The sequence below is a fragment of the Tumebacillus avium genome (assembly GCF_002162355.1).
Lineage (GTDB): Bacteria > Bacillota > Bacilli > Tumebacillales > Tumebacillaceae > Tumebacillus_A > Tumebacillus_A avium.
In genome coordinates, this window is sequence record NZ_CP021434.1 from 3256963 (window position 1) to 3267500 (window position 10538).

The following is a 10538-nucleotide window of genomic DNA, read 5'->3' on the forward strand; positions in this document are numbered from 1 at the left end:
GCATGCCTAAAAAAACGAATCCGCGTGTCAAACTGACCGTTTCGCTTACCGTGATCTCCGTCATTCTCGGCCTGATGCTTTCGATGCAATATAAAAACACCCGCGCAGCCGCCCAGTTCCAGATGGACGAGGCGCATGTGTACGACCCGCGGGCCCAATATACGGCCGACCAGCTGAACAAGGTCAAAGAGGCCAACAGCCAGTACGAAGCGGAGCTGGAGAAGCTCAAGAAGCAGATGTTTGAACTGGAAGAAAAGGCGGGCGATCTCGCCAAGCAGGAATCGCCTGACCTCAAGGATGAGCTGAGCAAATACCGCGTCATGTCGGGCATTCTGCCTTTGAAAGGCGAAGGGATCACCTTTACGATCGATGACAGCATGGTCAAAGACGTCCCGAAAGACTGGGACCCGGAGCTGTTGATCGTCCATGATTCCGACCTGATGAACGTCACCAACGAACTGTTGATCGCCGGTGCGGAAGCGGTGCAGATCAACGATCAGCGCATCTCTTCGACGACAGGCATCATCTGCATCGGTCCGGTGATCAAGATCAACGGTCAAAAGATCAACCGTCCGTTTGAGATCCGCGCGATCGGCAACAAAGAGCGTCTGGAAGCGGCGATGACGTTGAAGGGCGGCGTGCTCGATATTTTCCGGTACCGCACGCTGACCATTCAGCCCCCAAAGAAAAGCCTGTCGGTGTCGATCAACGGTTACTCCGGCGACTTTAACGGGTTGCACGAAGACAAATAGAAAGGGTGGGGAAACGGTGAAACTCAACAACAAGATCAGCCTTGCTGTCGTAGCTACGCTGCTTGGCGTCATGATGACCGTTCAGTTCACTTCGATCAACCGCCCGAAACTGGATTCCAGTGCGGCCGGGGATACGTTGCAATTGACGACCGAGCTCAATCAGGAGACGGAGCGCCAGCAGTTTTTGCGGATGCAAATCCGCGAGACGGAAGCAAAAGTGCGCGGTCTGGAGAGCCAGAAAGGCAACCAGAGCCAGTTGGTGCGCACGCTGGCCGAAGAACTGGAGCAAGTGAAACAGCAAGCCGGGATGAGCGAAATCAAGGGCGACGGGGTCATCGTGACGATCGAAGACGATTTTGACCTGATCGCCGTCAAGGACTCGAATAACCTTTCGTTGTACCGCTCGCTGCTCGGCGATTATCTCTTTCGTGTTGTGAACTACTTAAAAGGCAATGAAGCTAAGGCGATTTCTGTCAACAATCACCGTATCGTCTCCTTCAGCTCCATTCGCTCGATCGATGAGAACAACCTGCAGGTGAACACCGTCATGGTCTCGCCGGAAAAAATCATCATCAAGGCGGTTGGCAATGTCGATCAGATGAAAGTTGGCCTGAGCATCTTCCCGCAGCCGTTTGCCGAGATGGGCAAGAAGATCACAGTGAATGAAGTGGAAGACGGTTCGATCGTCATTCCGCCGTATGACGATGACGCGGTGCAATATCAGTACGCGCATCCTGAAGGGGAGAAGAAATTATGATCTGGATTCCGGTCATTGGCTTGATGCTAGGCGTGTTTATTGGACTTTCCTTCAACTTGTCGGTACCGCTGCAGTACAGCAGTTATTTATCGATCGCGATCCTGGCGGCGCTGGACACCGTATTTGGCGGCATCCGGGCCAGCCTGGAGCGCCACTTTGACAGCAGCGTTTTCATCAGCGGTTTCTTCTTCAACACCTTGCTGGCGGCGCTGCTGGCCTTTATCGGGGTGCAGCTCGGCGTTGACCTGTATCTGGCTGCTGTCTTCGCGTTTGGCGTGCGTTTGTTTAACAACATCGCCGCGATTCGCCGACTGATGGTAACTCGTTCCCGTAAACCTTCTGAAAAAACTTTATAAAGCGCAGAACTTTTTTAGAGAAAATCGTTCCGAAAAAAAGGGAATCGACACAAGACGTTGAATTTAAAAACTGGTATAAAGAATAGTTTGGCATAGTACTAGGGAGGTGCCACCGCTTGACAAACGGCGATATCATCGTCAGCTTAGACATAGGAACATCCAAGGTGCGGGCCATTATTGGCGAAGTGACTGGCACGGAGATACAGATTATCGGCGTTGGCTCTGCTGACGGTGACGGTATACGTAAAGGTGCAATCGTTGATATAGATAAGACTGTTCAATCCATTCGCGCCGCGATCGATCATGCGGAACGAATGGTCGGCATTCAAATATCTTCTGCGTACATCGGCATCTCTGGCAATCATATCTCCCTTCAAAGCAGCCATGGTGTTGTCGCTGTCAACTCTCCCAATCGCGAGATCGGCGATGAGGACATCGACCGCGTGCTGCAAGCTTCGCGTGTGATCGCGCTCCCTCCGGAGCGTGAGATTATCGATGTGGTCCCCAAGGGCTACGTTGTAGATGGTTTGACAGATATCTCAGATCCCCGCGGCATGATCGGGGTGCGACTTGAGGTTGATGCTTATATCATCACCGGTTCCCGCACCATCATTCACAACCTGGTGCGCTGCGTGGAACGGGCAGGTATTCAGATTGCCGGACTTGTGCTCGCTCCGCTGGCAGCAGGCACCGTCGCTCTGACCGGCGACGAGAAAAAGCTCGGCGTCGGCCTGGTTGATCTCGGTGCCGGACAGACGACCATCTCGGTCTTCAAAGAAGGCATTTTGGAGGCGACCACCGTGCTTCCGGTTGGCGGCGACCACGTCACCAACGACATCGCGATCGGTCTGCGCACGCAGACAGAGGCGGCGGAAGGCATCAAGTTGCGCAACGGCTGCGCGCTTGTCAACGAAAGCGTGCCGGACCACACCTTCAAGGTGTCCCGTGTCGGCGGCAACGCAGACAAGGAATTTTCGCAAGTCGATCTGGCCCATATCATTGAGCCGCGCCTGCAGGAGATCTTCATGATGGTGCGCCAAGAGCTGGAAAAGATGGGCTATAAGGAATTGGCAGGGGGCTATGTGCTCACCGGCGGAGGGGCCAACCTTCCGGCTGTGGACAAGCTCGCAGAGGTTGAACTTGAATCGTCTGTGCGCGTGGCAATCCCGGACTTCCTTGGCGTCAAAGACTCCTCGTTCATCAACGGTGTGGGGATCATCCGCAACGTTGCGCGTAACTTTACGAACAAGGTGGAAGTTGCAGCAGCAGCGCCGCGTCGTAAAGCCGGCGGCAATCAAGGCGGGGGCTTCGTCGACAAGATCAAGAACTGGTTTAACGAGTTTATCTAAGTCGCAGCACATTTTGTAACAACTTGGGTTTAGTTAGTGAGGAGGAACAAGGATATATGTTGGAGTTCGATCTCGATGTAGAGGCTCTGGCTCAGATAAAGGTCATCGGCTGCGGCGGCGGCGGATGCAACGCTGTCAATCGAATGATTGAAGCGGGCATCAAAGGTGTTGAGTTCATCACGGTCAACACCGATGCGCAAGCACTGCACCTCTCGAAAGCAGAACATCGCCTGCAAATCGGCGAAAAACTCACGCGTGGACTTGGCGCAGGTGCGAACCCTGATATCGGCAAGAAAGCAGCGGAGGAAAGCAAGGAACTGATCATGAACGCGCTGCGTGGCGCAGACATGGTCTTCGTAACCGCAGGCATGGGCGGCGGCACCGGCACTGGTGCGGCGCCTGTCGTCGCAGAGATCGCGAAAGAACTCGGAGCGCTTACGGTTGGTGTTGTCACCAAGCCGTTCACCTTCGAAGGCCGTCGCCGCATGAACCAGGCGGAAACGGGCATCGCGAACCTCAAGGAAAAAGTTGATACTCTGATTGTCATCCCGAACGACCGTCTACTGGAGATCGTCGACAAGAACACCCCGATGCTGGAAGCGTTCCGCGAAGCGGACAACGTACTGCGTCAAGGTGTTCAAGGCATCTCCGACCTGATCGCCGTTCCGGGCCTGATCAACGTCGACTTTGCAGACGTCAAGACCATCATGACGGAACGCGGTTCTGCCCTGATGGGGATCGGTGTACACTCCGGAGAGAACCGGGCTGCAGAAGCGGCAAAGAAAGCGATCTGCTCGCCGCTGCTCGAGACCTCGATCGACGGCGCACGCGGTGTCCTGATGCATATCGCAGGCGGCACCAACCTGTCCCTGTTCGAAGTGAACGAAGCAGCCGATATCGTCTCCTCGGCAGCTGACCCGGAAGTAAACATGATCTTTGGTGCTGTGATCAACCCGGATCTGAAGGAAGAGATCGTGGTGACTGTGATCGCGACCGGTTTTGAGCACAAGGAGCGCCCGGCACAGCCGAAACCGGCGCTGAACAAGACCGACATCAAGTCGTTTGGCACAGGCAATAACGCGGGCTCCGACAACCTCGACATCCCGGCGTTCCTGCGCCGCAACAACCGCTAATACATGATGAGAGACTCCTTTGCAGGAGTCTCTTTTTTGTTTCGGGAGATGGAGATATGTGAAGATATTGTGGTTGTTACGTGAGTGTGAGTGAGATGGTTTGCTGAAACGAGCTGTTTTGTGCGGATTTGGGAGGCATAATGCTTTGATGTGCTGGGTAGGAACATGATATATTAATACCTGTCGCCGCGAGAGACACACGGTGAGACAACGAAAAACGCACGATGTATCACGGAGGAATGTCCGAGTTCGGTCGAAGGAGCTTGACTCGAAATCAAGTAGGCGGGTAACCGTCTCGGGGGTTCGAATCCCTCTTCCTCCGCCAGTGAGCCATTAGCTCAGTTGGTAGAGCAACTGACTTTTAATCAGTGGGTCGAAGGTTCGAGTCCTTCATGGCTCACCACTGTTTTACAAATGAATATGTGCCCATAGCTCAGCTGGATAGAGCGTTTGACTACGAATCAAAAGGCCGGGAGTTCGAATCTCTCTGGGCACGCCATTATGGCTCGTTGGAGAAGCGGCTTAACTCACCGCCCTTTCAAGGCGGCATTCACGGGTTCGAATCCCGTACGAGTCACCATGGAGGTTTAGCTCAGCTGGGAGAGCATCTGCCTTACAAGCAGAGGGTCGGCGGTTCGATCCCGTCAACCTCCACCATCTATACATGGAGCTGTGGTGTAGTGGCCTAACATGCCCGCCTGTCACGCGGGAGACCGCGGGTTCGAATCCCGTCAGCTCCGCCACTTAAAAAAATAGTAACATGGCTCGGTAGCTCAGTCGGTAGAGCAGAGGACTGAAAATCCTCGTGTCGGCGGTTCGATTCCGTCCCGAGCCACCATTTAAGGTAGCCCAGCTAAAAGCGCGACGTCCTGTCGCAACGCTGGACACTGTACATCCTGTACGTGACGTCCTGTCGCAACGCTGGAAGGTAGCCCCGCTAAGTGCGCGACGTCCTGTCGCAACGCGGGACGCATACATCCTGTATGCGGAAGTGGCTCAGGGGTAGAGCATCGCCTTGCCAAGGCGAGGGTCGCGGGTTCGAATCCCGTCTTCCGCTCCATTTAAAAGGGCCCATAGCTCAGTTGGCTAGAGCGCACGACTGATAATCGTGAGGTCGGAAGTTCGAATCTTCTTGGGCCCACCATTTTTACAACTTACCTTTTGGAGAGATGTCCGAGTTTGGTCGAAGGAGCACGATTGGAAATCGTGTAGGCGCCTAAAACGTCTCGGGGGTTCGAATCCCCCTCTCTCCGCCACCGTGGCGGTGTAGCTCAGCTGGCTAGAGCAACCGGTTCATACCCGGTAGGTCGGGGGTTCAAATCCCTCCGCCGCTACCATCTTTAAAAGAAAGAAATTCGTTGGGGAGTCGCCAAGCGGTAAGGCAACGGACTTTGACTCCGTCATGCGAAGGTTCGATCCCTTCCTCCCCAGCCAATGGCTCGTTGGAGAAGCGGCTTAACTCACCGCCCTTTCAAGGCGGCATTCACGGGTTCGAATCCCGTACGAGTCACCATGGAGGTTTAGCTCAGCTGGGAGAGCATCTGCCTTACAAGCAGAGGGTCGGCGGTTCGATCCCGTCAACCTCCACCATTTTTACAAAGGAAGGCCGACTAAGTTCAGCGACGTCCTGTCGCAACGTCGGCACTCAGACATCGTGTCATCGCGGGGTGGAGCAGTTGGCAGCTCGTCGGGCTCATAACCCGAAGGTCGCAGGTTCAAGTCCTGTCCCCGCAACCACATGGAGCTGTGGTGTAGTGGCCTAACATGCCCGCCTGTCACGCGGGAGACCGCGGGTTCGAATCCCGTCAGCTCCGCCATTTAAGGATGGTAGCCCCGCTAAAAGCGCGACGTCCTGTCGCAACGCGGGACACGGTACATCCTGTACGTGAGCCATTAGCTCAGTTGGTAGAGCAACTGACTTTTAATCAGTGGGTCGAAGGTTCGAGTCCTTCATGGCTCACCACTGTTTTCTTTCAAATTAATATGTGCCCATAGCTCAGCTGGATAGAGCGTTTGACTACGAATCAAAAGGCCGGGAGTTCGAATCTCTCTGGGCACGCCATGTAACACGGGGGTATAGCTCAGTTGGTAGAGCACCTGCCTTGCAAGCAGGGGGTCAGCGGTTCGAATCCGCTTATCTCCACCATTTAAGGAAGTCCAGCTAAAAGCGCGACGTCCTGTCGCAACGCTGGAAGGTAGCCCCGCTAGGAACGCGACGTCCTGTCGCAACGCGGGACGCATACATCCTGTATGCGGAAGTGGCTCAGGGGTAGAGCATCGCCTTGCCAAGGCGAGGGTCGCGGGTTCGAATCCCGTCTTCCGCTCCATTAATAAGGGCCCATAGCTCAGTTGGCTAGAGCGCACGACTGATAATCGTGAGGTCGGAAGTTCGAATCTTCTTGGGCCCACCAATAAGGTAGATCGACTAAGATCAGCGACGTCCTGTCGCAACGTCGATCGACTGTACATCCTGTACGTCTAGTGATAATGTCGCAGAGGTCACACCTGTTCCCATCCCGAACACAGAAGTTAAGCTCTGCAGAGCCGATGGTACTTGGACCGCAGGGTCCTGGGAGAGTAGGACGTCGCTAGGCAATCGAAAGACCCGATCCGTTACGGATCGGGTCTTTTTGCATTTTACATTCGAATCCACACCGGCGTTTCCTCAATGTTGATCCCCATGTACACATCCGACTCGTGCTCATACTTAAGGTAATGCTCTAACATCTTCCGATTGGTCGGGATCAAGTCCAGCTCGAACCACTCATCTCGAGAGATCCATTTCAAATGCCCCTCGTCCGTTTGGGTTATTTCTTTTGTTGCGGTGCGGCCGAAGTATACATACAACTGCCGCAATTCATCGTCACGCTGTCGCAGGATCATATAGCGCAGCGTCAAATCTTCGATCTGTCCCGACGAGATCCCGGTCTCCTCGTAGATCTCGCGCAGCACAGAACCCTGTAAGTCCTGATACTCGTGTGGCTCAACATTGCCGCCAACACCTGACCACTTGTTTGGCCAGATCTTCTTATGGGCGCCTCGATGGATCATCAATACTTCATCATCGTGAAAGAGAAAGGCGAGATTCATCGGGCGGATGAGATTGATTGGGTGCATCGCTTTCACTCCTATCGTGTCATCCTATCCCGATTCGACTAGCAGAAGCTCGATCCTGCCGCTATTTTGTTTCAGTTTGTTCGAGCAGCGGAATTGAGAGTCTGGATGGGACATGATAAGCTAATCCTTGTCGCCGCGAGAGACGCGGTGATGACGGAAGATGAAGCACTTTCCAGTTGCGCTTTTGAGCGCAACGTGTTATATTAGTAAACGTCGCTTCGGCGGCAATCAGTAGAAGCCCAACTAAGAACGCGACGTCCTGTCGCAACGTTGGACAATGTACATCCTGTACTTGATCCTTGAAAACTAAACGAGTGTTACAGAGATCTGATGCGAGTCAGAGATACAAACTTTTTCAACTTTTATTGAGAGTTTGATCCTGGCTCAGGACGAACGCTGGCGGCGTGCCTAATACATGCAAGTCGAGCGGACTGATTCGGAGCTTGCTCCGAAGATGTTAGCGGCGGACGGGTGAGTAACACGTGGGCAACCTGCCCGACAGACCGGGATAACGCTTGGAAACGAGTGCTAATACCGGATAGGCTTCACCTTCGCATGAGGGAGAAGAGAAAGAAGCTTTCGCTTCACTGTCGGATGGGCCCGCGGCGCATTAGCTAGTTGGTGAGGTAACGGCTCACCAAGGCGACGATGCGTAGCCGACCTGAGAGGGTGACCGGCCACACTGGGACTGAGACACGGCCCAGACTCCTACGGGAGGCAGCAGTAGGGAATCTTCCACAATGGGCGCAAGCCTGATGGAGCAACGCCGCGTGAATGATGAAGGCCTTCGGGTTGTAAAATTCTGTCTTCTGTGAAGAACAAGTGTGAGAAGAGAACGCTCACACCCTGACGGTAACAGAGGAGGAAGCCCCGGCTAACTACGTGCCAGCAGCCGCGGTAATACGTAGGGGGCAAGCGTTGTCCGGAATCACTGGGCGTAAAGCGCGCGCAGGCGGCCATTTGCGTCTGGGGTGAAAGCTCAAGGCTCAACCTTGGGATTGCCTTGGATACGGGATGGCTTGAGGATCGGAGAGGCAAGGGGAATTCCACGTGTAGCGGTGGAATGCGTAGAGATGTGGAGGAACACCTGTGGCGAAGGCGCCTTGCTGGCCGATTTCTGACGCTGAGGCGCGAAAGCGTGGGGAGCAAACAGGATTAGATACCCTGGTAGTCCACGCCGTAAACGATGAGTGCTAGGTGTTGGGGGGTACCACCCTCAGTGCCGAAGCTAACGCATTAAGCACTCCGCCTGGGGAGTACGGTCGCAAGACTGAAACTCAAAGGAATTGACGGGGGCCCGCACAAGCAGTGGAGCATGTGGTTTAATTCGAAGCAACGCGAAGAACCTTACCAAGACTTGACATCCCGCTGACCGGTTTAGAGATAGACCTTCCCTTCGGGGCAGCGGTGACAGGTGGTGCATGGTTGTCGTCAGCTCGTGTCGTGAGATGTTGGGTTAAGTCCCGCAACGAGCGCAACCCCTAAATTGTGTTGCCATCATTCAGTTGGGCACTCACAATTGACTGCCGGTGACAAACCGGAGGAAGGCGGGGATGACGTCAAATCATCATGCCCCTTATGTCTTGGGCTACACACGTGCTACAATGGGCGGTACAAAGGGTTGCGATGCCGCGAGGCGGAGCCAATCCCAAAAAGCCGCTCACAGTTCGGATTGCAGGCTGCAACTCGCCTGCATGAAGCTGGAATTGCTAGTAATCGCGGATCAGCATGCCGCGGTGAATTCGTTCCCGGGCCTTGTACACACCGCCCGTCACACCATGGGAGTTGGCAACACCCGAAGCCGGTGAGGTAACCGTAAGGAGCCAGCCGTCTAAGGTGGGGTCGATGACTGGGGTGAAGTCGTAACAAGGTAGCCGTATCGGAAGGTGCGGCTGGATCACCTCCTTTCTAAGGATTTAAGATTTTTTCGAATAGACTTGCGTCAATCTCTGACAACAACTCGTTTAGTTTTGGGGGATCAAACCCTCAAGGTGTTCCTTGAAAACTGGATAGCGAAATAGTGAGTCAAGACATGTTTGAAATGCAGTACTTTCGAAGCGTTAACTTAGGTTAAGCTACGAAGGGCGCACGGAGGATGCCTTGGCGCCAAGAGCCGATGAAGGACGGGGCAAACACCGAAATGCCTCGGGGAGCCGTAAGCAGGCGTTGATCCGGGGGTATCCGAATGGGGCAACCCGGCACTCGTAATGGAGTGTCACTCAGCACTGAATCCATAGGTGTTGAGAGGTAGACCAGGGGAACTGAAACATCTAAGTACCCTGAGGAAGAGAAAACAATAGTGATTCTCCTAGTAGCGGCGAGCGAACGGGGAAGAGCCCAAACCGTGTGGCTTCGGCCATGCGGGGTTGCGGGGCGTCTCATCGGTGGACAGTGCCAAATTTATCGAAGCAGCGACAGCGAATTCGGTAAATTTCGCACTGTCCGCCGAATGGAGTTACAAATCTGTTGGGTAGGTGAACAGTCTGGAAAGGCTGACCGAAGAGAGTGAAAGTCTCGTACCCCAAACTTAACAGACTCCGAGACGATACCCCAAGTACCGCGGGACACGAGAAATCCCGTGGGAATCAGGGAGGACCACCTCCCAAGGCTAAATACTACTTGGCGACCGATAGTGAACCAGTACCGTGAGGGAAAGGTGAAAAGCACCGCGGGAGCGGAGTGAAAAAGAACCTGAAACCGTGTGCCTACAATCAGTCGGAGGGCGTTCATGCCTGACGGCGTGCCTTTTGTAGAATGAACCGGCGAGTTACGATCGCGGGCGAGGTTAAGGTGAGAAGCCGGAGCCGCAGCGAAAGCGCGTCTGAAGAGGGCGAAAGTTCGCGGTCGTAGACCCGAAACCGAGTGATCTACGCCTGGACAGGATGAAGTTGCAGTAAAATGCAATGGAGGTCCGAACCCACGCACGTTGAAAAGTGCGGGGATGAGCTGGGTGTAGCGGTGAAATTCCAATCGAACTCGGAGATAGCTGGTTCTCCCCGAAATAGCTTTAGGGCTAGCGTTAGAGTGAGAGTCATGGAGGTAGAGCACTGATTGGGCTAGGGGCCCTCCCCGGG

The 10538-nt window shown here is 54.4% G+C and carries 6 protein-coding genes, 21 tRNA genes and 3 rRNA genes (1 of these 30 running past the window's edge); 29 read left to right on the forward strand and 1 reads right to left on the reverse strand.

Features of this window, described 5'->3' with window-relative positions:
* Positions 1 to 2: 2 nt before the first annotated feature.
* The 27 genes from CBW65_RS15735 to rrf all read left to right on the forward strand — a co-directional run bounded on the left by CBW65_RS15735 (position 3) and on the right by rrf (position 6941).
* Positions 3 to 752 (forward strand): DUF881 domain-containing protein, encoded by a 750-nt coding sequence (locus CBW65_RS15735; RefSeq protein ID WP_087457661.1) that lies wholly within the window; start codon positions 3 to 5, stop codon positions 750 to 752.
* Positions 753 to 768: 16 nt separating this feature from the next.
* The gene (locus tag CBW65_RS15740; protein ID WP_087457662.1) at positions 769 to 1509 is read left to right on the forward strand and encodes a DUF881 domain-containing protein; all 741 of its coding nucleotides are present in this window, start codon (positions 769 to 771) and stop codon (positions 1507 to 1509) included.
* Positions 1506 to 1865, forward strand: a complete 360-nt coding sequence (locus CBW65_RS15745; RefSeq protein ID WP_198299633.1) for a small basic family protein — start codon at positions 1506 to 1508, stop codon at positions 1863 to 1865. The genes CBW65_RS15740 and CBW65_RS15745 overlap by 4 nt, the downstream gene beginning before the upstream one ends.
* A gap of 116 nt (positions 1866 to 1981) precedes the next feature.
* Complete coding sequence (gene ftsA, locus CBW65_RS15750) at positions 1982 to 3214, forward strand: cell division protein FtsA (protein ID WP_087457663.1); 1233 nt, start codon at positions 1982 to 1984, stop codon at positions 3212 to 3214.
* A 56-nt stretch (positions 3215 to 3270) separates the two neighbouring features.
* Positions 3271 to 4347 (forward strand): cell division protein FtsZ, encoded by a 1077-nt coding sequence (gene ftsZ, locus CBW65_RS15755; protein ID WP_087457664.1) that lies wholly within the window; start codon positions 3271 to 3273, stop codon positions 4345 to 4347.
* Positions 4348 to 4580: 233 nt separating this feature from the next.
* A tRNA-Ser gene (locus tag CBW65_RS15760) sits at positions 4581 to 4672 on the forward strand.
* Between the two features lie 2 nt (positions 4673 to 4674).
* Positions 4675 to 4750, forward strand: a tRNA-Lys gene (locus CBW65_RS15765).
* A 19-nt stretch (positions 4751 to 4769) separates the two neighbouring features.
* Positions 4770 to 4846: transfer RNA gene (locus CBW65_RS15770), tRNA-Arg, on the forward strand.
* Positions 4847 to 4850: 4 nt separating this feature from the next.
* Positions 4851 to 4927: transfer RNA gene (locus CBW65_RS15775), tRNA-Glu, on the forward strand.
* 1 nt (position 4928) lies between these two features.
* A tRNA-Val gene (locus CBW65_RS15780) sits at positions 4929 to 5004 on the forward strand.
* Positions 5005 to 5013: 9 nt separating this feature from the next.
* A tRNA-Asp gene (locus tag CBW65_RS15785) sits at positions 5014 to 5090 on the forward strand.
* A gap of 19 nt (positions 5091 to 5109) precedes the next feature.
* A tRNA-Phe gene (locus CBW65_RS15790) sits at positions 5110 to 5185 on the forward strand.
* Positions 5186 to 5332: 147 nt separating this feature from the next.
* Positions 5333 to 5407: transfer RNA gene (locus CBW65_RS15795), tRNA-Gly, on the forward strand.
* Between the two features lie 7 nt (positions 5408 to 5414).
* Positions 5415 to 5491, forward strand: a tRNA-Ile gene (locus CBW65_RS15800).
* 19 nt (positions 5492 to 5510) lie between these two features.
* Positions 5511 to 5603: transfer RNA gene (locus CBW65_RS15805), tRNA-Ser, on the forward strand.
* A gap of 4 nt (positions 5604 to 5607) precedes the next feature.
* Positions 5608 to 5684 (forward strand) — tRNA-Met (locus CBW65_RS15810).
* A gap of 22 nt (positions 5685 to 5706) precedes the next feature.
* Positions 5707 to 5781 (forward strand) — tRNA-Gln (locus CBW65_RS15815).
* Positions 5782 to 5783: 2 nt separating this feature from the next.
* Positions 5784 to 5860, forward strand: a tRNA-Glu gene (locus tag CBW65_RS15820).
* A gap of 1 nt (position 5861) precedes the next feature.
* Positions 5862 to 5937 (forward strand) — tRNA-Val (locus CBW65_RS15825).
* A 71-nt stretch (positions 5938 to 6008) separates the two neighbouring features.
* A tRNA-Met gene (locus CBW65_RS15830) sits at positions 6009 to 6084 on the forward strand.
* A gap of 3 nt (positions 6085 to 6087) precedes the next feature.
* Positions 6088 to 6164, forward strand: a tRNA-Asp gene (locus CBW65_RS15835).
* Positions 6165 to 6234: 70 nt separating this feature from the next.
* A tRNA-Lys gene (locus CBW65_RS15840) sits at positions 6235 to 6310 on the forward strand.
* A 22-nt stretch (positions 6311 to 6332) separates the two neighbouring features.
* Positions 6333 to 6409 (forward strand) — tRNA-Arg (locus CBW65_RS15845).
* 8 nt (positions 6410 to 6417) lie between these two features.
* Positions 6418 to 6493, forward strand: a tRNA-Ala gene (locus CBW65_RS15850).
* 106 nt (positions 6494 to 6599) lie between these two features.
* A tRNA-Gly gene (locus tag CBW65_RS15855) sits at positions 6600 to 6674 on the forward strand.
* 7 nt (positions 6675 to 6681) lie between these two features.
* Positions 6682 to 6758: transfer RNA gene (locus CBW65_RS15860), tRNA-Ile, on the forward strand.
* 66 nt (positions 6759 to 6824) lie between these two features.
* A 5S ribosomal RNA gene (gene rrf / locus CBW65_RS15865) occupies positions 6825 to 6941 on the forward strand.
* A gap of 43 nt (positions 6942 to 6984) precedes the next feature.
* Here rrf and CBW65_RS15870 read toward each other — a convergent pair.
* A complete protein-coding gene (locus CBW65_RS15870) occupies positions 6985 to 7464 on the reverse strand; it encodes an NUDIX domain-containing protein (RefSeq protein ID WP_087457665.1) in 480 nt (159 codons plus the stop codon).
* Positions 7465 to 7825: 361 nt separating this feature from the next.
* Between CBW65_RS15870 and CBW65_RS15875 the strand changes: the two genes are divergently transcribed.
* A 16S ribosomal RNA gene (locus CBW65_RS15875) occupies positions 7826 to 9372 on the forward strand.
* A gap of 160 nt (positions 9373 to 9532) precedes the next feature.
* Positions 9533 to 10538: ribosomal RNA gene (locus CBW65_RS15880) — 23S ribosomal RNA — on the forward strand (it continues 1990 nt past the right edge of the window).
* The 16S, 23S and 5S rRNA genes sit together here with 21 tRNA genes alongside, the layout of an rRNA operon.

Excerpts from the sequence above, each read along its gene's own strand:
- CBW65_RS15735 (WP_087457661.1), top strand. The coding sequence starts at position 3 with ATGCCTAAAAAAACGAATCCGCGTGTCAAACTGACCGTTTCGCTTACC.
- CBW65_RS15745 (WP_198299633.1), top strand. The coding sequence starts at position 1,506 with ATGATCTGGATTCCGGTCATTGGCTTGATGCTAGGCGTGTTTATTGGA.
- ftsZ (WP_087457664.1), top strand. The coding sequence starts at position 3,271 with ATGTTGGAGTTCGATCTCGATGTAGAGGCTCTGGCTCAGATAAAGGTC.
- CBW65_RS15870 (WP_087457665.1), bottom strand. The coding sequence starts at position 7,464 with ATGCACCCAATCAATCTCATCCGCCCGATGAATCTCGCCTTTCTCTTT.